A 20,645-nucleotide genomic window follows, 5' to 3' on the forward strand; every position below is an offset into this window, starting at 1 on the left:
ACCATTGGGCGCGTTCAGATCTTGCCCACGAGCAGTGAGGACCTTTCATGGCCATCGCCGATAACGCCGACCAATTGGCTCTTGCCGAGCTGACCACCGGACTGATCCGGCGCCATGCGCCGGTCGAGCGGACTCGCGAGCAGTTCAGCGTCCTGGCCGAAGGTGCTACCCCTAGGCTCTGGCAGGAGTTGGTGGAGCACGGGCTGCATGCGCTGCACCTTCCGGAGGCGATGGGTGGTGGTGGCGCCGGGCTGGCCGAGTTGGCGGTGGTGGGGGAACAGTGCGGCCGAGGATTGGCGCCGGGGCCGTGGTTATCGACGGTCATCGCCAGCGGGGTGCTTGCAGCGCTCGACCCGAGCCATCCTGCGCTGAGCAACTTCGTCGCCGGCGCGACGGGCACGCTGGTGCGAGGGCTGCGCGTGACCAAGGTGGGCGAGCGCTGGCAGGTGTCGGGAGTCAGCGAGCTCGCGCTAGGTCTGGTTGGTGCCGAGATCCTGGTACTGGAGACCAGCGACGATCACGGAGATCGTCGCTGGTTCGTGGTACCGATAGACGAGGTCGTCGCTCGATGCATCCCGGTTGAGGCGACGGACCTCTCGCGTTCGCTGGGCCGACTCGACGCCGACGGCTTGGAACTGGCTGCAGACCGGGCCCTGCACGCAGGGGACCGGCGGGTTGACCTGATCCTCACCACGGTGCTGGCCGCAGAGGCCTCTGGGGTGATGGCGTGGGCGCTGGCAACCGGGGTGGACCACGTGCGGACCAGGGTTCAGTTCGGTCGCCCGGTAGGTGCCTTCCAGGCGATCCAGCACCGGATGGCATTGATGCTGGTTCGGGCGGAGAGCGCGGCCGCCTCGGTCTGGGACGTGGCGCGCGCCGAGGCTCAGACGGTCGGTCAACAGAGGCTCGCGGCAGCGCACGGTGTCCTTAACGCGGTGGCGCCGTCGGTCGATCAGGTATTGGACCTGGTCACTCTGCTGGGAGGGATCGGCTACACCTGGGAGCACGATGCACACCTCTACTGGCGCCGCGCGATGAGCCTGGCCGCCCTGGCCGGCAGCGCGGAGCACTGGGCGCTGGAGCTTGGCCATGCGGCCGAGCAGGTCCAGCGTGACTTCACGTTCCTTAGCTCTGAGACGTTGCCCGCGCTCCGGCGCGAGGTGGGTGCGGTCCTCGACCAGGTGGTCGCACTGGGAGAGTGCGCCGAGAGCGGAGGGTGGGCTCAGTTTCGGCCCGGCCCGGCCGCGGATCTGCTGGCCCGGGAAGGCTTGGTGGCTCCGCACTTCCCGGCACCCTACGGCCGGAGCTGTGACGCGCAGGAACAGGCGGTGATCGCCGACGAGTTCGAGCGCCGCGGGCTGAGGCAGCCGAACCTGGTCTTCGGCGAGTGGGTGTTGCCCACCCTGCTGATGCATGGAAGCGCTGAACAGCAGGAACGGTTCATCGTGCCCACCCTGCGCGGGCAGTTGGTCTGGTGCCAGCTGTTCAGCGAGCCTGGGGCAGGGTCGGACTTGGCGTCGTTGAGTACTCGGGGGACCAAGGTCGAGGGCGGTTGGACGCTACAGGGCCAGAAGGTATGGACCTCCCGGGCGCATGAGGCGGACTGGGGCGTCTGCCTGGCGCGCACCGACGCCAGTGCGCCCAAGCACCAGGGGATCAGCTACTTCCTGGTCGACCTGCGCTCGGCCGGGGTCGAGGTTCGGCCGTTGCTCCAATCCACCGGACGGGCCGACTTCAACGAGGTCTTCCTCGACAACGTGTTCGTGCCTGACGACTGCCTGGTGGGCGAGCGTGAGGGTGGTTGGCGACTGGCGATGACCACGCTGGGTAACGAGCGGCTCAGCGTGGGCCATCGGCTGACTCACGGTACGGCCGCCCGGTTCGCGGACCTGCTGGCGGCGCAGCGACCGGGGCCTGTCCGGGATGAGACGCTTCGAGCCTTCGGACGATGCACCGCCCGGGAGATCGCGCACTCGGCGATGGGCCTGCGCGATGTGCTGGCACGGGCGTTCGGGCTGGAGCCGGGAGCACAGAGCAGCGTCAGCAAGGTCTTCGCAGCGCTGCTCCAACGTGACGGCGCCCGTGACCTGGTCGTCGCGGCGGGGCCGCAGGCTGCTGCGGCCGAAGCGGGTTACGCGATGGACCAACTGGGGCTGCCGGCGGTCCTCTTCGGTGGCGGTACCGTTGAGATCCAGCTCAATCTGATCGCCCAACGAGTGCTCGGCCTGCCCCGTTGAGGCCGGTCGGTACCGCCCAGTCCGGGAAGAGCAGCGCCGAGGTGCGGCGGGCCGCATGAGCGACGATCGGGGCGAGGCGTTGGAAGTGCAAGGTGCTGGTGCCGGCCAGCGCGATCGCCCCGATGGGGCCGCGTGGGCCGAGGATCGGTGCGGCGATCCCACTGATCCCGCGGCGGCACTGCCCGACGTTCGTGGCGATGCCGTGGCGCCGACGGACGGCGTCAAGTTGCTGATGGAGGTTCGATAGGTCGGGAAGACCACGACCGTTCGCGGTGCTCTGCACGAGATGGTCGACGTGTTCGGGGGTCAGACAGGCGAGTAGCGCCTTGCCGGACGCCGTCCGATCGGCAGAGATGCGGCCGCCTACCCGGCTGGGTACCGTGTGTGCCGCCGCGCCGCCGATCTTATCGAGGTGGTGAACGCAGGCTCCCTCCAAGACGCTCAGGTGCGCCACGGCGCCGGTGTGGCCGTGCAACTCGTTGAGGGGTGCGGTCGCTGCCTCACGCAGACCGTCGTAGTCGTTGTGAGAACGGGCTCGGACGCCGTGGGACCGTGCCCCGAGCCGATACCCGCGCGGGCCGTGCTCCAGCCAGCCGAGATCGGTCAGTTGACCGAGGATCCGGAAGGCGGTGGAACGGGGCAGCCCGGTGTGGCCGCTGATCTCCTCCAACAGCACCCAACCGGCGTGCGCCATCACGACGTCGAGGATCTGGGTGACTCGTTCGACGACGCTGGGCCGGGTCATTGATCGGCCTGGCCGAAGACCAGATCGATGACGGAGTCGACATCGTGGACCACGTCGTCGTAGGTGGCGCGGCCGCCTTGCCAGTGCATCACCGAGAGCGACATCGTCGAGCTGATCGCCCTCGCCATGGCGTGCGTCTGATTGCCAGGACGGTCGCCGATCAGGGTAACCACCATCCGCCGGTTCTCCTCGGTGACCCGCGCGATCTCCTTGCTGGCATACGGGTCGGCCGATGCGTATACGAACGTCATCAACCGTGCGAAGTGCGGGTGCCGGTAGAAGCTGTGCATCTGGAGATGGACGAACCGGCTGACCCGTTCGCGGGCCGGAAGGTTCGCCGGGACCAACGCGGTCTCGACCTTGCCATCGGCGTACTCCCGCTCCACCTGCGAGGCGAAGCTGCCGTACCAGTCGGTGAGGGAGGCTGCCAGTAGATGGTCCTTCCCGGAGAAGTACCGGTAGACCGCGCCCAGGGAGACCAGCGAGCGTTCGGTTACCTGCTTTACCTGTAACTGCTCAGGGCTGACCTCCTCCAGCAACTCGATCACGGCCGTGGTGAGGCGGGCGCGGCGGGCCAACTGCCCGCGCGTCATCTCGCTCACCGCGAGTGGCGGCTGCGCCCTGGTATCAGGTTGAGTGGTGTCTGGCATCGGTTCCGAGCTCATGGTCAGGGATCAACGAAGGTAGCCGGTGCGCTGGCGTGGCTGGACGGGTTCGCTGAGCCGAACCGACGCCAGGCGGAGACCGGAGAGAAGCGCATTGCGCGCTTCTCGAGGATCGATCACCTCATCGTAGGTGACACTCGAAGCGAGTCGCCACGGCCCGGACGCCTCATTCGCAGCGAGGGCCTGCTGGGTCGACTCGGAGGCCTTCGCGGTGCGTCCGCCGACGCCGGCCGGGATGCCGCCGAGGGTGACTCCAGGGAAAGTGAGGGAGACGGTCTGGGCGTCGAAGGCGTTCATCCCCATCACCGACGAGCCGAAGCCGAATGCCTTGCGGACTGTCAGGTGCAGCTTGGGCACCCCGCTTCGGTGTTGGGCGGCGAACATCCGTGCTGAACTGCGCAGGATCCCGGCCTGCTCCGACACGCTTCCGGCGAGCACCCCGGGATTGTCGGCGATCAGGACCAACGGCAGGTGGAAAGCGCTGGTGACTTCGATGAAGCGGGCGGCCTTCTCCGCGGCCTGGACGTCGATCGAGCCGGCCAACACCATCGGCTGGTTCGCGACCACCGCGACGGGTTGGCCACCGAGCCGTCCCAGCGTGGTGATGATCGAGCGGGCGTGGTCCGGTTGCACCTCGAACATGCTGTCGGCATCGAGGATCGTATCGAGCACGGGACGGATGTCGTAGGGGCGCCGGGAGTTCGGCGGGATCAGATCGAGCAGTTCGGGCAGCAGCCGCGGACCCTCGGCGTCGTCCCGCACCGGCGGTCGCTGCCATGCGTTGGAACCGAAGTAGGACAGGTAGGTGCGAACCAGTGAGAACGCTTCGGCCGGGCTGGCGGCGATCCGATGGGCCACGCCGCTGACCGCGGCGTGAACCTGCGGCCCGCCCAGCGACTGCTTGTCGATCCGTTCACTGAGCGAGGCCTCGACCAACGGGGGACCGGCGGTGAAGAGGGCACCGTCATCGGCAACCATCACCACGAAGTCCGAGAGCGGAGCGGCGAGGGCTCCGTGACCAGCGGACGGGCCGACGACGATCGCGGCGGTCGGCACGATGCCGGCGAGGTCGGCCGCCGCCTGCAGGTCGTTGGGTGCGGGCCGGTGCGCCTCCAAAGCGTTGGTGGCGCGGTGTCCGGCACCTTCCAGCATCATCACCAACGGTAGGTGCTCCTGGCCGGCGAGCTGAGCGATCCGGTGCCGCTTGGTGGCGCCGGCGGTGCCGATCGAACCGCCGGCCACGGTGAAGTCCTCGGAGCCGATCAGCACGGGGCGGCCGTCGATGGTGCCGCTGCCGGCGACGAAGGCGTCGCTGGGAAGCTCCGGTGTACCTGCCAAGGTGCCGAGCTCGACGAAGGAGCCGGAGTCGAGGAACTGATCGATCCGGGCCCGGGTGTGGAGACGACCGGTGGAGCCGTAGCGGCGCACCTTGTCCGGGCCGCCCATTTTTCGGGCCGCCCGCTGCCGGGCGGCCAGATCCTCGAGGAGGACGTTCCATTCATCGCGGTCGGTGGTCATCGGAGGTTCCTCCTGGGCTCAGTTGCTGAGTCGTGGTCAGGCGAGGACGACAGGTCGTCCTCGGGGATGAGATGGCAGGCGACCGTTCCGCCGTCCGCGCGGCGACGAGGAGAAGGTACCTGGCTCGTGCAGGCAGCGACTGCGTCCGGACAGCGCGTGGCGAAGACGCAGCCCCGGGGTGGGTCGGTCGGGTCGGGGAGCTCGCCGCGCAGCCGGGTGCCGCGCCTTTCGGCCTGGCGATCGGGATCGGCCACCAGAGCCGAGGCGAGCAACGCCCTGGTGTAAGGGTGCTGAGGGTCGGCGAAGACCGTCGCGGTGGGACCGGTCTCCACGATCGTGCCCAGGTACATCACCGCGATCCGGTCCGAGATGGTCCGGACCACAGCGAGGTCGTGCGAGATGAACAGGCAACTGATCGCCAGTTGCTCGGTGAGCTGGCGAAGGAGCAGTAGCACCTGGTTCTGGGTCGAGACGTCGAGCGCGCTGACAGCCTCGTCGGCGATGATCAGATCCGGGTTGCTCGCGATCGCCCGCGCGATTGCGATCCGCTGCCGTTGGCCGCCCGAGAAGTCGCTGGGGTAGCGCCCAGCGTGTTCCTCGCGGAGGCCGACCAGCTCAAGGAGTTCCACCACGCGGCGGCCGCGCTCGGCGACGGTGAGGTCGGTGTGTACTTCCAGCGGCTCGTCGATCGATCCACCGACCGGAAGCATGGGATCAAGGGAGGAGTACGGGTCCTGGAAGATCATCTGAACGTGTTTGCGTAGGTGGGCGAGCCGCTTTCCGCGGGCCCGGTCGAACCGTTCGCCGACCAGTTCGATCTGCCCCGTGCTCGGCACCAGGCGCAGGATCGCCCGGGCCAGGGTGGACTTGCCGGAGCCGGACTCGCCCACGATGGCGAGAGTCTCGGCCCGGCCTACCTCGAGGCTCACCCCTTGAACGGCTCGAACCTGGGTGTGCCGACGTCCGCGGACCCTGAAGCGCACGTTCAGGTCGCGCACCCGCAGGACCGGGCCTGCGTCGGGGTCGGCGGTGCTGGGGGACCTCTCAGACATGGCTACCTCGTAGGTCGAGAACGTCGGCGCGGGCGCACCGCACCAGGCGTCCGGGGGCGGCGGTGGTGAGTTTCACGGCACTGTCGGAGCACTCGGGCTGAGCATGCGAGCAGCGGTCTGCGAAACGGCAGCCGACGGTGAACTCGGTGGGCAGCGGCGGCCGCCCCGGGATCACGAACAGTTCGTTGCTGCCTTCGACGCTGGGCCGGGCACGCATCAGGTCAGCGGTGTAGGGGTGGTTCGGGTTGGTGAAGAGTTCGCGGGTGCCGGCCTGCTCGACGACCTGGCCGGCGTACATCACGACCACCTTGTCGCACAGGTCGGCGACGACGCCGAGGTCGTGAGTTACCAACAGGATGCCCATCGTGAGTTCGGAGGCGAGTTCCCGCAGGAGGTCTAGGATCTGCGCCTGGATAGTGACGTCGAGCGCGGTGGTCGGCTCGTCGGCGATGAGCAGCCGCGGATTGGTTGATATCGCCATCGCAATCATCACCCGTTGCCGCATGCCGCCTGAGAACTCGTGCGGGTACTGCCTGACCCGTTCGGCGGCCCGAGGGATGCCGACCAGGTCGAGCACCTCGATCGCGCGTCTTCTGGCCTCGGTGCGGGAAGCGCCTAGGTGGCGGCGGACCGCCTCACTAATCTGGTGGCCCACGGTGAGTGAAGGGTTCAGACTCGTCATCGGTTCCTGGAAGATCATCGCGATCTCCCTGCCTCGGATCCGATTCAACGCACGGTGCGACATCGTGACCAGGTCGGCGCCGTCGAGTCGGATCGAACCGGCTGCGATCCGGCCCGGTGGGGACGGGATGAGCCGCAGGATGGAGGAACAGGTCACCGTCTTACCGGAACCGGACTCGCCGACCAGGCCGACGACAGAGCCCGCCTCGACGGTGAAGGAAACGTCGTCGACGACGGTGGTCCGGCCATCGGGGGTGCGGAACTCGACGCTGAGCCCGTCGACGGCGAGCAGGGGGTGGGGCTGATTCATCACGACCTCCTGTCGTTGCCCATGGAGTCGCGGACGCCGTCTCCGAGCAGGTTGCAAGCCAACACGCTGATCGCGATCGCGCTGGCGGGGAGCGCGACGGGCCACTTGGTGTAGAAGAGCGCCTCGCGCCCTTCCAACAGGATCCGGCCCCACGACGCGTCGGGTGGGTTGACGCCCAGGCCCAGGTAGCTCAAAGAGGCCTCGGAGAGGATCGCGAATCCGCAGGCGAGGGAGACCTGGACGATCAACGGGGAGAGGGCGTTGGGCAGCACGTGACGGCGGATGATCCTTCGGGTCGGCGTGCCGATCGCCCGGGACGCCTCGATGTAGGTCTCTTCACGCACGCTGAGGACCGCCGCCCGCACCACCCGGAAGAACCGGGGGGAGAAGACGATGCCGATGGCGAGCATGGCATTGGTCAGGTTCGGTCCCATGGCGCCGACGATCGCCATCGCGAGCAGCAGCGGCGGGAAGCTGAGCAAGGTATCGGCGACCCGCGACAGGATCGTGTCCCACCAGCCGCCGAGGTATCCGGCGACGGCCGCCGGGACCACGCCGATGGCCATCCCGATCCCGACCGAGGTGGCTGCTGCTTGCCCGGCGACCCGGGCGCCGAAGAGCATCCGCGACAGCAGGTCGCGCCCGAGGTTGTCCGTGCCGAGCGGGTGATCGGGGCTTAGCGGTGGCAGGTGCCGCTGGCTCATGTTCTGGACAAGCGGATCGTGGGGCGCCAACCAGGGCGCGAGGATCGCGGCAAGTGCGAGGAGTACCAGGATCAGCCCAGCGATGAGGTTGACCTTGCGTCCGGCAAGTCGACGTAGGAAGGTGCGACTCCGCCCGTGTGCCCACGGCAGCTTGTCGCGGCGCCGGATCATAGGAAGCGAGCTCATCAGTTTCGTCGCACTTTCGGGTTGAGGAAGCCGTAGGAGAGGTCGACCAGCAGACTCATCGCGACGGTGACCAGGACGGCGAACAGGACGACACCCTGAATGGCCGGGAGGTCGCGGGCCAGCACAGCCTGGACCGCGAAGTCACCCAGTCCGGGGATCCCGAAGACGGCCTCGACGACAGCTGTACCGCCCAGCAGGTAGGCGATCTGCATACCCAGCACGGTGACCACCGGCATCATCGCGTTGCGCATCGAGTGCTTGACGATCCGGGCCGGGGTGCTGATGCCCTTCGCCAACGCGGTCCGCATGTAGTCCTGTTGCATGGTGTCGGCGACGGAGGCTCGCAGTTGCCGCGCGATCTCGGCGGCCACCATGATGCCTAGGGCGATGCCGGGCAGAACCAGCCGTTCGGCCCACGGGCCGACGCCCTCGGCGAGGGGAAGATAGCCGGTGGCGGGAAAGAGTTGCTGCTCGACCGCGAGCATCTGGACCAGCGCGAGACCGATCACGAAGTTGGGGATCGCCAGGCCGCCGGTGCTGAGCACGGTGGCGATCCGGTCGGGGAACCGGCCCGCGTACAGGCCGGCGACGGCGCCCAATGGTATGCCGATCAAGAGGGCGAAGAGCAGGGCCATCGCGGTCAACGACAGGGTGACCGGTACGCGCCCGCTGATCATCTCGGTGACCGGCGTGTTGTAGGCATAGCTGGTACCGAGGTCACCGCTGACCGCGTTGCCGACGAAGGTGGCGTACTGCACCAAGAAGGGGCGATCGAGTCCGAGATCCGCTTCGATGTGCGCGACCTGCTGAGGAGTGGCGTTCTCGCCGGCGATCCGTTCGGCCGGATCTCCTGGGATCAGAAGAACCAGGGAGAAGGTCAGGAACGAGGCGATGACCATCACGGGCAGTAGCGTCAACAGACGCCTGCCGATCATCCGGAGCACAGGGGCTTCCTTTCCGCTCTTCGGCTGGTGCTCCCGCTGGGGAGCGGGAGCACCAGCAGGGGAGTTACTTGGCGACGCCGACGCCGCGGAACTCGTCGCCCGCGACGTAGGGCGTGTAGCCGACGAGGTTGTTGCTATGGATCGCCCCCTGGTTGAAGAAGGCGATCGGCAGGTAGAGGGCGTCGTCCATGACGAGCTGGCTGACCTTGCCGAGCAGGGGTCCGCGTTCGGTGTCGTCGAACGCGCTGTTGGCGGCGCTCATCGCCTGCTCGAAGCCTTCGGCGGACGACTTCGACGGGTTCCCGGGCGCGGCCGGGTTGAAGTACTGGTTGAGAAGGATCGCGGGGTCGCCGCGTCCGGCCCAAGCGTTCATCGCGGCGTCACCCTCGCCCCGGTTGAAGGCGGCGGAGAGGTCGGCGAGAGCGACGGGGGTGATCTTCATCTTGATCCCGACCTTGGCCAGCTGAGCCTGGATGATCTCTGCCTCGCGCACGATCTGGGCCACGTTCAGCACCAGCACCTCGAAGGAGAATCCGTCCTTCAGGCCGACCGAGGCGAGCAGTTCACGGGCCTTGTCGGGGTCGTGCGCGTAGCTGCCCTCAAGTGCTTCGTTGTGGGCGAAGTAGCCGGTGGGGAACGGCTGGTCGGCGACCGTCGCCTGCCCGTCCAGAGCGCCTTCGACGATCTCCTGGCGGTCCACCGCGTAGAGGACCGCTTGGCGTACCTCGACCTTGTCGAACTCGCTCTTGGACCGGTTGAAGTTCAAGGTGTGCGAGTTCAGCGTCGGCTGCGCGCTGACGACGAGTTCCGGGCGAGCTTCGGCCGGCGCCACTAGGGTGGTCGAGACCTGAATGATGTTGGCGTCGTTGGAGGAGATGGCGTTGAGGCGCGTCTGCGGGTCGGCGACGACCTGCCATTCGAAGGTGGTGGCGCCGATCGCCGCGGGGTCCCAGTAGCCGGGGTTGGCCTTGAGTACATAGCGGGCGCCGGCCTCGGCGTCGGCGAGGGTGTAGCGGCCGGCGCCGGCCGGCGTGGTTTTCAGCTTGGTGGCTGCGGCCGGGGTGGCGAAGGCCTGGGGGCTCACCATCATGCCGGGTAGGTCGGAGAGGGTCAGCGGCAGCGCGGCACCGGGTCCCTTGAGCGAGATCACGACCGTCGTCGCGTTCTCGCTGCGTACGTCGCCGACCACTGCGAGTAGCGGAGCGGTGCCACTGTCGGGCTCCAAGGCCCGCTTCAGGTTGGCCACCACGGCGTCGGCGTCGAACACGGAGCCGTCGGAGAAGGTGACCCCCTCGCGCAGGTGCAGGGTGAGCGCCTTGCCGTCCTTGTCGAACTCCCAGGATTCGGCAAGGCCGGGGATCGGATCCCCAGCGGGCGAGCGGTGGACCAGGCGGTCGTAGAACATGCCGAGGAACAATCCGTCGGCACCGAGCATGGTCTTGTGCGGGTCCATTCCCGAGGCGGCCCAGCTGTTCTGGTAGACGACGGCGACGCCGGGGTCGATCTCGGCGTTCGGGTCGGCCTTGGTGGTCTCCGATCCGCCACCGCACGCGGCGGTGATCAGCAGCGCTACGACACTCGCTGCGCTCGCCAACTTTCTTTTCACTGAGTCTCTCCAACCATCCGTGCACCGCTGGGCGCGGCTTGCCCAGGCGCGATGCCGGAACGCTAGGACGAGAATTCGGTTCTCGTCAAGAACATAATTCCATTTTGGAATCTGCTTCTCATTTTCCGGGAACCGCTCTACGCTGCGGATGGGCCCGCTCTCTCGGGCCCCGAGACGACCCGGATGGAGGCAGCGTGCAGGGCAACGAGCTAGGCGATGCGGTGAAGGTGAGCCGGATCAGCAGCGCGGAGGTGATCGCTAAGGGTGACCGCTTCGCGAAGCTTCTCGACGAGGCCGGTATCCCTCGCGATGCCACCATCGTGTTGTTGTCGGGGAACCGGACCGAGTTCCTGTGGTGTCTCCGGGGCGCCAGTTGGTCGGGCCGCAACGTGGTGCCCATGTCGTGCCGTTGGGGAGTGGCGGACGCTGCACATGTGCTGGCGGACTCGGGTGCCGCCTGTCTCGTTGCGGACGCCGGCCAGGCCGAGCTTGCTACCGCACTGGCCAACCAGGTGCCCGCCGCGGCACGTTTCGTCTTCGGTGGCTCGCTTGCCGGCTTCCAGGAGATCGAGTCGTTGTTGCCGGCATCCGCGGAACCGTGCGCGGGGGAGAGGGCAGGGGACGTGGTGCCCTACACCTCGGGAACCACCGGGCAGCCCAAGGGCGTCGTCCGGGCGCCGCGCACCGGGCCGCCACCGACCTTCTCCGCGCTCCGGGGCGCGGCAATGTTGATGCAGACACCTGGCGCCGACAGCGGTACCCATCTGGTCTGCACACCGCTCTACCACTCTGCGCCGCTGTTCTACGCCGACGGCGCGGTCCACCTGGGCAACGACGTCGTGGTGATGGAGCGCTTCGACGCCGAGGCGTTGCTGGCCGCGATCGAAGAGCACCAGGTGGCCTCGATGTTCGTGGTGCCGACCCAGCTGACGCGGATGCTGGCGCTTCCCGAGGAGGTTCGCGCCCGCTACGACCTCACGTCGCTGCGTCTGGTGATGCACAGTGCCGCACCGATCTCCATCGCCGTCAAGCGTGCGGCCATCGAGTGGTTGGGACCGGTGCTCTACGAGTTTTATGGCGGCTCCGAAGGCGGCGGGGCGACGGGCATCAACTCGGCTGACTGGCTCGCCCATCCCGGTTCGGTTGGGCGGATCATCTCCGGCGCCGCGATCCGGATCCTCGATGAGGAAGGTAACCAGCTCCCAGCCGGCGTCGAGGGCCAGATCTGGTTCGAGGGTGGCGAGAGCTGGGAGTACCGCGACGCCCCGGAGAAGACGGCAGCTGCGCGCCGGCCCGGGATGGGCACGCTGGGTGACATCGGCTACCTGGACGGTGACGGCTATCTGTACCTGTGCGACCGGCGCACCGACCTGGTCATCTCCGGGGGCGTGAACGTCTATCCGGCTCAGGTGGAGGGGGTGTTGCAGGCGCACCCGGGTGTTGCCGACGTCTGCGTCTTCGGCACTCCCGACCCCGAGTGGGGGCAGGTCGTCACTGCCGCGGTGCATCCAGCCGCTGGACAGGGCCCTGAGCTTGTCGACGAGCTGATCGCGTGGGCCCGCGAGCGATTGGGCGGTCCACAGGTCCCGCGCCGCATCGTGCTGACCGAGCTGGTAAGGACCGAGACCGGCAAGCTCTCCCGCGGTAAGGTCCGCGACGCATTGCTGGCCCAGGGGCGCCGATGAGCGACTCGGGTCTGCGTCTCTCGCGTGCGGGCGCCGTCGTCCGGATGGAACTGGACCGGCCGCAGGTACGCAACGCGATGGGCTTGGACACCTTCGACGCGATCGGTGAGGCGGTGGCCGAGGTCAGCCGCAGCGAGGTCGACCGGGTGCTGGTCGTTGCCGGGCAGCCGGGGTTCTTCTCCGCCGGTGGTGAGTTGCCGCGCGAGCCCGCACAGCCCGTTGCCCACGGGGTCGGTCTGGTGCGGATGCAGCAGGTGGTGGGTACCGCGGTGCAGCGGCTGTTCTCCTGCCCGAAGCCGGTGATCGCAGAGATCGACGGCTACGCGTTGGGGGCCGGGCTCTCGCTCGTGCTGGCTGCCGATCTCGCGATCGCGAGCACGCGCAGTACCTTTGCCGCTCCGTTCGTGGAGCGGGGCCTGGGGCTCGACGGTGGGCTGAGCTGGAGCTTGCCGCGAGCGGTGGGGCTGCGCCGCGCCAAGCAGATCGTTTTCTACGGTGAGCCTCTTCATGCTGAGGAAGCGCTGGCGATCGGCCTCATCAACGAAGTGATTGAGCCGGAGCGCCTCGCCCAGCGCATCGCGGAGCGGGCCGAACAACTGGCCGAGAGGTCGCCGACGGCGCTGACCTTGGCCAAGCAAGCACTGAACCGGTCGTCGGCCACGTCGCTGGCAGATGTTGTGGAGACCGAAGCGCTAGCACAGGTGATCGGCACGCGTTCGGGGGAGGTCCGGTGGAGGTAGATGTCCGGCTCGACTCAGAGCCGGTGGACTGGGCTCGTCGCGCGCACGAACTGAACGAGAGTGGGGTGGACGGTCTGTTCACCTTCGAGGGAAAGCACGACATCTTTCTGCCCTTGGCTGTCGCCTCGGCCGCGGCGCCGATCGACGTGATGACCAACATTGCAGTCGCTGTCCCGCGCAGCCCGCTCCATCTGGCTCATGCCGCCTATGACCTCCAGCAGCTCTCGGGTGGGCGGTTCAGGTTGGGTCTTGGTTCACAGATCCGCCCACACATCGAGAACCGGTACGGCGCTACCTGGTCGCGGCCGGTAGCACGGATGCGCGAGATCGTCCTTGCTGTGCGGGAGATCCTCGACTCCTGGCAGGAGGAACGGAGCCCCCAGTTCGTCGGCGAGTTCACCCGTCACACGCTGATGCCTCCGACCTTCCGACCTGCGCCGTCGCAGCACGGACGGCCTCCGGTCATGCTCGGTGCGCTGGGGCCGTTGATGACCACGGCGGCAGCGGAGGTGGCGGACGGGTTGCTGGTGATGCCGTTCAACACGCGGCGGCACTTCGTGGAACGGACCCTGCCGGCTGTCGATTCGGGGTTGGCAACCTCGGGGCGTACCCGCGAGCAGTTCGTGATGGTTCCGCAGTTGATCACCGGGATGGGGCGCACCGACCAAGAGGTCGACACCGCCGCCCGCGGGACCAGGCAGTTGGTGGCGTTCTATGCTTCCACCCCTGCGTACCGACCGGTCCTCGAGGTGGAGGGCTATGCGGATCTGCAGCCGGAGTTGAACCGGCTCTCGAAGCTCGGTGACTTCGCGGCGATGGAGGCGTTGATCGATGACGATCTGCTCAGCGCGATCGCCGTCCTCGGGACACCTGAGCAGTGTGCGGCCCAGATCGTCGAGCGGTTCGGGCCGTACGCGCGCCGGGTCTGCGCCTACTTCCCGGGCTATCAGGTCTCCGCTGAGGATCTGAGCGCCTTCGTGACCGCGCTCCATGCGGCCGACGAATCACCGTAGGTACCCGCCGAGGAAGATCTGCGACATCTGGGCGGTGAACTCCGCGCGGCTGTAGGCACCTCGGTTCGGCCAGTGGCGGCTCGCCCAGAGCGCGTCGCGGACGGTCCGGTAGAAGGTCTCGGCGGGTACGTCGTCGCGGAAGGTGCCGTCCGCGACGCCGGCCTCGATCGCGTCCAGCCAGAGGGATCGCATCTCCCGTGAGGGGGCGTCGACCTGCTCGAGCAGGCCGTGCTCGCGCAGATAGCGCCGGTCCTGTTGGTAGATCGCGGTGGGTCGCGGGTGGTCGTCGATCACGGCCAACGTCTCGGCGATCAATCCGTCGATCGTCTCGCGGGGAGTGGTGGCCGCGGCGACGGCAGCGGCGAACCGCTGCTGGATGTCGCTCATGTACGCCTCCAGCAGCTCGGCGACGATCGCGTCCTTCGACCCGAAGTAGTGGTACAGGCTCCCCGACAGCACCCCGGCCCGTTCGCCGATCTCGCGGACGGTGGTGGCACCGACGCCGCGTTCGGCGAAGAGATCAGCGGCGTGTTCCAGGATCTCGGTCCTGCGGTCCTGCGTCATGGATTCCCCTCCGACAAGGACGTTCCTGCTCCAACTCAGTGGGAGCTGAGGCCTTCGTGCTGGGCCCTTTTCCTAGGTTATGGCCAAGCGCTTGCTCAAGTGAAGGGAGGGTAGCCGATGGCCATTGCCACCGAAGACCTGTTGGATCGGTTGAAGATCTTCGTCGGCCGCGAGGCCGAGCCGCCGCGCGTCGCGCGTTACGCCGCGAACACGGCGATGATCCGGAACTGGGTCGAGGCCCATGAGGATCTGAACCCGGTCTACGTCGACGACGACGCGGCCCGCCTGACCGGACGGTGGGGCGTGATCTGCCCGCCCGCCATGGTCTCGACCTGGGTGATGAGCGGTCTGCGCCGCTACCGCGAGGTGCAGCAGCTACGTGCCGACGGTGCGAGCGAGCAGCACGCCTACTCGCAGATGCTGTCGCTGCTCGACGAGAACGGGTACACCTCGGTGGTCGCCACCGACGTCGAGCAGACCTACGAGCAAGAGATCGCCACGGGCGACCGGGTCCGCTGCGACTTCACCATCGAAGCGGTCAGCGACTTCAAGTACACCGGCCTGGGCCACGGATGTTGGATCACGCTGCTGAAGGTCTACCGCAATCAGCACGACCATGTCCTTGTCACCGAGCGCTTCAAGCTGCTGCGCTTCGATCCCACCAAGAAGAAGGAGACGCCGGCATGAGCGGTGTGCCGCACCTGATCCGGACCCAGGACAACTCCTGGTTCTTCGACGCCGCCGCCGCCGGCCGCCTGGAGATCCAGCGGTGCAGTGACTGCCAGACCCTGCGCCACCCACCCGGTCCGGCCTGCCCGGTCTGCCGCAGCTTCGCCTGGGAGACCGTCGTCTCCTCGCGCCGCGGCACCGTGCACTCGTGGACCGTGTTGCACCACCCCAAGGACGACGCCTTCGACTACCCGCTCGGTGTCGCCCTGGTCGATCTCGCCGAGGGCACCCGCTTCGTCGCCGACATGGCCGGCTTCGACCTGGACGCTCTGGAGATCGGGATGGAGGTCGAGCTCGGCTTCGGCGAGCACGCCCACGGCGAGTGGCTGCCCCGGGTCTTCCCGGTCGGTCAGGCCGAGGGTCTCGACGGCGCGCCGAACCGGGAGGAGGCCCCGTGAGCCTGACGCCTTTCCCGAGCTTCGAGGTCGGCACCGCCCTGCCCACGTTGGAGATCCCGATCGACCGGACCACGATCGTGGCCACCGCGATCGCCTCCCAGGACTTCGAGGATGTCCACCACGATCCCGGCAAGGCCGCGGAGCGGGGTACCCCGGACATCTTCATGTCGATCAACTCGACCAACGGTTTCCTGGACCGCTATGTCACCGACTGGACCGGGCCCTACGGCCGGATCAAGAAGGTCAGCCTGCGCCTCGGCGTCCCCAACTTCCCGGGCGACGTGATGACGATGACCGGCGAGGTCGTCGAACTCGCGGGCACCGACGCTGTGGTCGCGGTGACCGGGCGCAACCAGCGCGGCAACCACGTCACCGCACGGATCGTCGTCGGGCCGAACCAGACCATGACTGAAGGAGCAGCACGATGAAGGGCTTCGCGCGGCAGAGTGCGATCGCAGGGATCGGCGCTACCGAGTTCTCCAAGAACTCCGGGCGCAGCGAGTGGCAGTTGGCCTGCGAGGCGACCCTGGCGGCGCTCGCCGACGCCCAGATCGCGCCGGAAGAGGTCGACGGGTTCGCGCTCTTCACGATGGAGACCAACCCGGAGATCGCCGTGGCCCGCGCCCTGGGCATTCCGGAGTTGAAGTTCTTCTCGCGGATCCCGCACGGCGGCGGCGGTGCCTGCGCCCCGGTGCAGCAGGCCGCGCTCGCGGTGGCCAGCGGCGTCGCCGACGTGGTCGTCGTCTACCGCGCCTTCAACGAGCGTTCGGGACACCGCTTCGGCCAGGGCCCGCCGCCGTTCGCCTACAACGCGAACACCGACCAGGAGTACCGCAACTGGATCAACCCCTACGGCCTGATGACGCCGGCGCAGCAGGAGGCCTTCCTTGCTCGTCGGTACATGCACACCTACGGGGCCACCAGCGAGGACTTCGGTCGGATCTCGGTACTCTCGCGCAAGCACGCCGCGAACAACCCGAAGGCGTGGTTCTACGAGCGTCCGATCACCTTGGAGGACCACCAGAACTCGCGGATGATCGCCGACCCGATCCGGCTGCTGGACTGCTGCCAGGAGTCCGACGGCGGCGTCGCGATGGTGATCGTCTCCGCCGAACGTGCCCGTGACCTGCCGCATGCACCGGTCATGATCGCCGGTGCCGCGCAGGGCGTCGGGCCGCAGCAGATCTCGATGTCCTCCTACTACCGCGACGACATCGACCTGATGCCCGAGGTGAAGCTGGTCGCCGATCAGCTCTGGGCCCAGGCCGGGCTCCGCGGCTCCGACGAGATCGACGCCGCGATCATCTACGACGCCTTCACCCCGATGGTGCTGCTCCAGTTGGAGGAGTACGGCTTCTGCGGCCGCGGCGAGGCGCCTGCCTTCATCCGCGACGGCAACCTCGAGGTCGACGGTCGCCTGCCGATCAACACCAACGGCGGCCAGCTCGGCGAGGGCTACATCCACGGTGTCAACGGCATCGCCGAGGGCGTCCGGCTGATCCGCGGCACCTCGGTCAACCAGCCGGCCAAGTCGCTGGCACACGTCCTGGTCACCGGCGGCTCACCCGTGCCGCACTCCGGCATCGTGCTGGCCGCCGACAACTGACCTGACTCACCCACACATTCTCTGGAGACGATATGAGCACCGCACCCGAACAGTCCTTCCAAAGCGACGACGTGATGACCGAACGCATCACCTATGCCCGGGCGACGCATGGCCAGGCCGAGATCGACGCTGTGTTGAGTGTGCTCAACGGCGGGCACCAGAGCCTGCGGATCGGCACGAACGTCTTCGAGCTGGAGCGCCGGATCCCCGAGATCTCGGGCAAGAAGTACGGCGTCATGGTGAACTCGGGTTCCTCGGGTCTCTACCTGGCGATCGAGTTGTTGAACCTGCCCGCCGGCAGCGAGGTGATCACCTCGCCGTTGACGTTCTCCACCGATGTCGCGCCGATCGTGCGGGCCGGGTTGGTGCCGTCGTTCGTTGACGTGAAGCCGAACACCTTCAACATCGACGAGGACAAGATCGAGGCTGCGGTCACCGCGAACACCTCGGCGATCCTGGTGCCGAACTTGGCCGGCAACTGCCCGGACTGGGACAAGATCCGTGAGGTCGCCGACCGGCACGGATTGAAGATCATCGAGGACTCCTGCGACGCGCTCGGCCCGACCCTGCGCGGTACGCCGACCGGTGCTCGTGCCGACATCGTGGTGACGTCGTTCTCGATGGCGCACATCATCACGTGTGCCGGCACCGGTGGCATGGTGATGATGGACGACGTCGAGATGCGTGACCGTGCGCTGTTGCTGCGGCGTTGGGGTCGTCGTTCGGAGCCGAACCTGTTCGGTGTCAACGCTGGTGCGGGCAAGGTGTTCCGTGAGGACCTGGACGGCGTGGCTTACGACAACGACTTCATCTTCGATGAGATGTCGTGGAACTTCGAGCCGCAGGAGCTGGGTGCGGCCTACGGGGTGGTCCAGCTGAACAAGCTGGGGGACAACTACAAGGTGCGTAAGGCGACCTGGCAGGCCTACACCGATGCGTACAACCGGTTCCCGCAGTTCTTCACCACCCCGGTGGAGACCGAGGGCCTCGACACGGCGTGGCTCTGCTACCCGGTGATGATCAACGCTGATGCGCCGTTCACGCGTTCGGACCTGCAGGAGCACTTGGACGAGTGCGGTATCGACACCCGCACGGTGTGGTCGGGCAACATCACCCGGCACCCGATGATGGCCGGTGTTGAGCACCTGGTCCCGGCCGATGGTCTGCCGGAGGCGGACGCGGTCTTCGAGCGTGGGATGACCCTGGGCATGAGCCACGGTCTGCCGCCGGAGCACATCGTCCGGATCGGCGACGCGATCGCCTCGATGGCGGAGAAGCACCTGTGAGCGGGGCAGCAGGCCGACTCGTCGGCCGCCGCGCCGTCGTCACCGGTGCCAGCCGCGGGATCGGGGCCGGCATCGTCGAGCGCCTCGCCGCCGAAGGTGCCGACGTGGTCGCCGTCGCACGCACGCTGGAGCAGCACGACCACCTGCCGGGAAGCCTGCAGGAGACCGTGCAGCGCGGGTCGCGCTACGGCACCAAGGTGCTGGCGCTGACCGCCGACCTGGCCGCCGAGGACGACCGTGACGGTCTGATCGGCCGCGCCGCCGAGATGCTCGACGGACCGATCGACATCCTGGTCAACAACGCCGCCGCAGCGATGTACCACTCGATGGCGGACTTCCCGCTGAAGCGCCGTCGGCTCACCTTCGAGGTCAACGTGCACGCCCCGCTGGACCTGGCCCAGCAGGCGTTGCCCGACATGATCGAGTCCGGTGCCGGCTGGATCGTCAACGTCTCCAGCGCCACCGCCAACCTGCGCCAGGGGCCGCCGTTCGAGTTGCCGCCGCCAGGGACCGCGATGGCGATCTACGGTGCCTCCAAGGCAGCGTTGAACCGTCTCACCAACGGCCTGGGTGCCGAGCTCTACGGCGCCGGCGTCCGGGTGAACACCATCGAGCCCCGGTTCGGGGTACTCACCGAGGGTGCCGCCGCGCTGGTCGGAGACTCCTATTCCGCCGACATCTTCGAGTCGATGGAGGAGATGGTCGAGGGCGTCCTGGTGCTCTGTGACTGTGCTCCGGAGCTGACCGGCCAGGTGACGGTGAGCCTCGACCTTCTGGAGGAGAACTCGATCCTCGCCCGCGGGCTCGACGGTCAGATCCGGGAGGCGGTCCGATGAGCAAGCCCGTCATCGTCGACCTCGTCCGCACCCCCTTCGGCAAGCGCGAGGGCTGGGTCTCCCCGCTGCACGCCACCGAGTTGATGGGCCACGTCCAGAAGGGCGTGCTGGCCCGTAACGGCGTGGACCCGACGGCCGTCGACCAGGTGATCGGCGGCTGCGTGACTCCGGTCGGTGAGCAGTTCGGCAATGTCACCCGCACCTCGTGGGTCCACGCCGGGATGCCGCCCGAGGCCGGGTGCACCACGATCGAGGCCCAGTGCGGGACGGCGTCGCAGACCGTCCAGCTGATGCTCGGCCAGGTCGCGGCCGGTGCCGTCGACGTCGGCGTCGCGTGCGGTGTCGAGGTGATGAGCCGGGTGCCGCTGACCCTCAAGCAGGGCTTCGGTCTGGGCACGCCGCGCCCCGCCGACTGGCGGCTCAACACCCCCGACCAGTACGACTCCGCGGACCGGATCGCAGTGCGCCGCGGCTTCACCCGCGAACAGCTCGACGCCTTCGGGGTCCGCTCCCAGGAACGGGCCCAGGCCGCCTGGGACGCCGGTCGGTTCGATCGCCAGGTACTGCCCGTCGAGGTGCCCCAGGCCGATGGCACCACCACGACCGTCTCCCGCGACCAGGGCCTGCGCGCCTCCACGCTGGAGGGCCTGGCCGGACTCCGAACCGTGAAGGAGGGCGGCCTGCACACCGCCGGCACCTCCTCGCAGGTCTCGGACGGTGCCAGCGCCGCCCTGATCACCAGCGCCGAGCGGGCTGCCGAGCTCGGGCTGACGCCGCGGGCCCGGGTGCTCGGGCAGGCAGTCGTGGGTGGCGACTTCGAGTACATGCTGGACAACCCGATCCTGGCCGCTCAGAAGGTACTTTCCCGGACCGGGCTGTCGCTGGACGCGATCGAACTCTTCGAGGTCAACGAGGCGTTCGCCGCGATCCCGATGTCGTTCGCCCAGGTGCTCGGGATCGATCACGACCGGCTCAACGTGAACGGTGGTGCGATCGCCCTCGGCCACCCGGCCGGTGCGACGGGGATCCGCTTGCTGGCAACGGCGATCGAAGAGCTGGAACGGCGCGACGCACAGTTCGCGATGGTGGCGATCTGCGCCGCCGCCGCGACCACCTGCGTGCTCCTGGAACGGATCTGAG

At 68.0% G+C, this 20,645-nt stretch carries 20 protein-coding genes; 11 read left to right on the top strand and 9 right to left on the bottom strand.

Features of this window, described 5'->3' with window-relative positions; translation table 11 throughout:
• The first annotated feature begins 47 nt into the window (after positions 1 to 47).
• Positions 48 to 2,237 (top strand): acyl-CoA dehydrogenase family protein, encoded by a 2,190-nt coding sequence (locus ACLM5J_RS12860; protein ID WP_413656817.1) that lies wholly within the window; start codon positions 48 to 50, stop codon positions 2,235 to 2,237.
• Here ACLM5J_RS12860 and ACLM5J_RS12865 read toward each other — a convergent pair.
• The 8 genes from ACLM5J_RS12865 to ACLM5J_RS12900 all read right to left on the bottom strand — a co-directional run bounded on the left by ACLM5J_RS12865 (position 2,197) and on the right by ACLM5J_RS12900 (position 10,648).
• Positions 2,197 to 2,982, bottom strand: coding sequence for an IclR family transcriptional regulator (locus tag ACLM5J_RS12865; protein ID WP_413656818.1), 786 nt, complete (start codon positions 2,980 to 2,982; stop codon positions 2,197 to 2,199). The two genes, ACLM5J_RS12860 and ACLM5J_RS12865, sit on opposite strands and share 41 nt — an antisense overlap.
• Complete coding sequence (locus ACLM5J_RS12870) at positions 2,979 to 3,575, bottom strand: TetR/AcrR family transcriptional regulator (protein WP_413656819.1); 597 nt, start codon at positions 3,573 to 3,575, stop codon at positions 2,979 to 2,981. The genes ACLM5J_RS12865 and ACLM5J_RS12870 overlap by 4 nt, the downstream gene beginning before the upstream one ends.
• An 81-nt stretch (positions 3,576 to 3,656) precedes the next feature.
• Positions 3,657 to 5,165 (bottom strand): acyl-CoA carboxylase subunit beta, encoded by a 1,509-nt coding sequence (locus ACLM5J_RS12875; RefSeq protein ID WP_413656820.1) that lies wholly within the window; start codon positions 5,163 to 5,165, stop codon positions 3,657 to 3,659.
• Positions 5,162 to 6,217 carry an ABC transporter ATP-binding protein gene (locus ACLM5J_RS12880; RefSeq protein ID WP_413656821.1) on the bottom strand — a complete coding sequence of 352 codons (1,056 nt, stop codon included), beginning with the start codon at positions 6,215 to 6,217 and terminating at the stop codon, positions 5,162 to 5,164. The genes ACLM5J_RS12875 and ACLM5J_RS12880 overlap by 4 nt, the downstream gene beginning before the upstream one ends.
• Entirely contained in the window at positions 6,210 to 7,208 is a 999-nt protein-coding gene (locus tag ACLM5J_RS12885; protein ID WP_413656822.1) for an ABC transporter ATP-binding protein, read from the bottom strand. The genes ACLM5J_RS12880 and ACLM5J_RS12885 overlap by 8 nt, the downstream gene beginning before the upstream one ends.
• A complete protein-coding gene (locus tag ACLM5J_RS12890; protein ID WP_413656823.1) occupies positions 7,208 to 8,098 on the bottom strand; it encodes an ABC transporter permease in 891 nt (296 codons plus the stop codon). Before ACLM5J_RS12890 ends, ACLM5J_RS12885 begins: the two co-directional genes overlap by 1 nt.
• Entirely contained in the window at positions 8,098 to 9,033 is a 936-nt protein-coding gene (locus ACLM5J_RS12895) for an ABC transporter permease (RefSeq protein WP_413656900.1), read from the bottom strand. The genes ACLM5J_RS12890 and ACLM5J_RS12895 overlap by 1 nt, the downstream gene beginning before the upstream one ends.
• Before the next feature lie 73 nt (positions 9,034 to 9,106).
• Complete coding sequence (locus ACLM5J_RS12900) at positions 9,107 to 10,648, bottom strand: ABC transporter substrate-binding protein (RefSeq protein WP_413656824.1); 1,542 nt, start codon at positions 10,646 to 10,648, stop codon at positions 9,107 to 9,109.
• 194 nt (positions 10,649 to 10,842) lie between these two features.
• Here ACLM5J_RS12900 and ACLM5J_RS12905 point away from each other — a divergent pair, with 194 nt between their 5' ends.
• Genes ACLM5J_RS12905 through ACLM5J_RS12915 form a run of 3 tightly spaced genes read left to right on the top strand, consistent with a single transcriptional unit; the run spans position 10,843 to position 14,086 of the window.
• On the top strand, positions 10,843 to 12,333 hold the full coding sequence (locus tag ACLM5J_RS12905) for an AMP-binding protein (protein ID WP_413656825.1): 1,491 nt from the start codon (positions 10,843 to 10,845) through the stop codon (positions 12,331 to 12,333).
• A complete protein-coding gene (locus tag ACLM5J_RS12910; protein WP_413656826.1) occupies positions 12,330 to 13,073 on the top strand; it encodes an enoyl-CoA hydratase/isomerase family protein in 744 nt (247 codons plus the stop codon). The genes ACLM5J_RS12905 and ACLM5J_RS12910 overlap by 4 nt, the downstream gene beginning before the upstream one ends.
• 23 nt (positions 13,074 to 13,096) lie before the next feature.
• Complete coding sequence (locus ACLM5J_RS12915; RefSeq protein ID WP_413656901.1) at positions 13,097 to 14,086, top strand: TIGR03617 family F420-dependent LLM class oxidoreductase; 990 nt, start codon at positions 13,097 to 13,099, stop codon at positions 14,084 to 14,086.
• Here the strand turns inward: ACLM5J_RS12915 and ACLM5J_RS12920 are convergent.
• Entirely contained in the window at positions 14,078 to 14,650 is a 573-nt protein-coding gene (locus ACLM5J_RS12920; protein WP_413656827.1) for a TetR/AcrR family transcriptional regulator, read from the bottom strand. The genes ACLM5J_RS12915 and ACLM5J_RS12920 overlap by 9 nt on opposite strands.
• 117 nt (positions 14,651 to 14,767) lie before the next feature.
• Here ACLM5J_RS12920 and ACLM5J_RS12925 point away from each other — a divergent pair, with 117 nt between their 5' ends.
• From ACLM5J_RS12925 to ACLM5J_RS12955, 7 genes are read left to right on the top strand one after another with little or no spacing between them, the layout of a single operon-like run.
• Complete coding sequence (locus tag ACLM5J_RS12925) at positions 14,768 to 15,337, top strand: MaoC family dehydratase N-terminal domain-containing protein (protein ID WP_413656828.1); 570 nt, start codon at positions 14,768 to 14,770, stop codon at positions 15,335 to 15,337.
• Positions 15,334 to 15,777, top strand: coding sequence for a Zn-ribbon domain-containing OB-fold protein (locus tag ACLM5J_RS12930; protein ID WP_413656829.1), 444 nt, complete (start codon positions 15,334 to 15,336; stop codon positions 15,775 to 15,777). Before ACLM5J_RS12925 ends, ACLM5J_RS12930 begins: the two co-directional genes overlap by 4 nt.
• Complete coding sequence (locus ACLM5J_RS12935; RefSeq protein ID WP_413656830.1) at positions 15,774 to 16,205, top strand: beta-hydroxyacyl-ACP dehydratase; 432 nt, start codon at positions 15,774 to 15,776, stop codon at positions 16,203 to 16,205. Before ACLM5J_RS12930 ends, ACLM5J_RS12935 begins: the two co-directional genes overlap by 4 nt.
• Complete coding sequence (locus tag ACLM5J_RS12940; protein ID WP_413656831.1) at positions 16,202 to 17,383, top strand: lipid-transfer protein; 1,182 nt, start codon at positions 16,202 to 16,204, stop codon at positions 17,381 to 17,383. The genes ACLM5J_RS12935 and ACLM5J_RS12940 overlap by 4 nt, the downstream gene beginning before the upstream one ends.
• Before the next feature lie 32 nt (positions 17,384 to 17,415).
• Entirely contained in the window at positions 17,416 to 18,669 is a 1,254-nt protein-coding gene (locus ACLM5J_RS12945; protein ID WP_413656832.1) for a DegT/DnrJ/EryC1/StrS family aminotransferase, read from the top strand.
• Complete coding sequence (locus ACLM5J_RS12950) at positions 18,666 to 19,505, top strand: SDR family NAD(P)-dependent oxidoreductase (protein ID WP_413656833.1); 840 nt, start codon at positions 18,666 to 18,668, stop codon at positions 19,503 to 19,505. Before ACLM5J_RS12945 ends, ACLM5J_RS12950 begins: the two co-directional genes overlap by 4 nt.
• A complete protein-coding gene (locus tag ACLM5J_RS12955) occupies positions 19,502 to 20,644 on the top strand; it encodes a steroid 3-ketoacyl-CoA thiolase (RefSeq protein ID WP_413656835.1) in 1,143 nt (380 codons plus the stop codon). Before ACLM5J_RS12950 ends, ACLM5J_RS12955 begins: the two co-directional genes overlap by 4 nt.
• The last annotated feature ends 1 nt before the right edge of the window (position 20,645 follow it).

Source organism: Nocardioides sp. Bht2 (assembly GCF_047308515.1).
Lineage (GTDB): Bacteria > Actinomycetota > Actinomycetes > Propionibacteriales > Nocardioidaceae > Nocardioides.

Excerpts from the sequence above, each read along its gene's own strand:
- ACLM5J_RS12890 (WP_413656823.1), bottom strand. The coding sequence starts at position 8,098 with ATGAGCTCGCTTCCTATGATCCGGCGCCGCGACAAGCTGCCGTGGGCA.
- ACLM5J_RS12925 (WP_413656828.1), top strand. The coding sequence starts at position 14,768 with ATGGCCATTGCCACCGAAGACCTGTTGGATCGGTTGAAGATCTTCGTC.
- ACLM5J_RS12920 (WP_413656827.1), bottom strand. The coding sequence starts at position 14,650 with ATGACGCAGGACCGCAGGACCGAGATCCTGGAACACGCCGCTGATCTC.
- ACLM5J_RS12955 (WP_413656835.1), top strand. The coding sequence starts at position 19,502 with ATGAGCAAGCCCGTCATCGTCGACCTCGTCCGCACCCCCTTCGGCAAG.
- ACLM5J_RS12865 (WP_413656818.1), bottom strand. The coding sequence starts at position 2,982 with ATGACCCGGCCCAGCGTCGTCGAACGAGTCACCCAGATCCTCGACGTC.
- ACLM5J_RS12875 (WP_413656820.1), bottom strand. The coding sequence starts at position 5,165 with ATGACCACCGACCGCGATGAATGGAACGTCCTCCTCGAGGATCTGGCC.
- ACLM5J_RS12870 (WP_413656819.1), bottom strand. The coding sequence starts at position 3,575 with ATGACGCGCGGGCAGTTGGCCCGCCGCGCCCGCCTCACCACGGCCGTG.
- ACLM5J_RS12895 (WP_413656900.1), bottom strand. The coding sequence starts at position 9,033 with ATGATCGGCAGGCGTCTGTTGACGCTACTGCCCGTGATGGTCATCGCC.
- ACLM5J_RS12940 (WP_413656831.1), top strand. The coding sequence starts at position 16,202 with ATGAAGGGCTTCGCGCGGCAGAGTGCGATCGCAGGGATCGGCGCTACC.
- ACLM5J_RS12860 (WP_413656817.1), top strand. The coding sequence starts at position 48 with ATGGCCATCGCCGATAACGCCGACCAATTGGCTCTTGCCGAGCTGACC.
- ACLM5J_RS12880 (WP_413656821.1), bottom strand. The coding sequence starts at position 6,217 with ATGTCTGAGAGGTCCCCCAGCACCGCCGACCCCGACGCAGGCCCGGTC.
- ACLM5J_RS12910 (WP_413656826.1), top strand. The coding sequence starts at position 12,330 with ATGAGCGACTCGGGTCTGCGTCTCTCGCGTGCGGGCGCCGTCGTCCGG.
- ACLM5J_RS12930 (WP_413656829.1), top strand. The coding sequence starts at position 15,334 with ATGAGCGGTGTGCCGCACCTGATCCGGACCCAGGACAACTCCTGGTTC.
- ACLM5J_RS12945 (WP_413656832.1), top strand. The coding sequence starts at position 17,416 with ATGAGCACCGCACCCGAACAGTCCTTCCAAAGCGACGACGTGATGACC.
- ACLM5J_RS12885 (WP_413656822.1), bottom strand. The coding sequence starts at position 7,208 with ATGAATCAGCCCCACCCCCTGCTCGCCGTCGACGGGCTCAGCGTCGAG.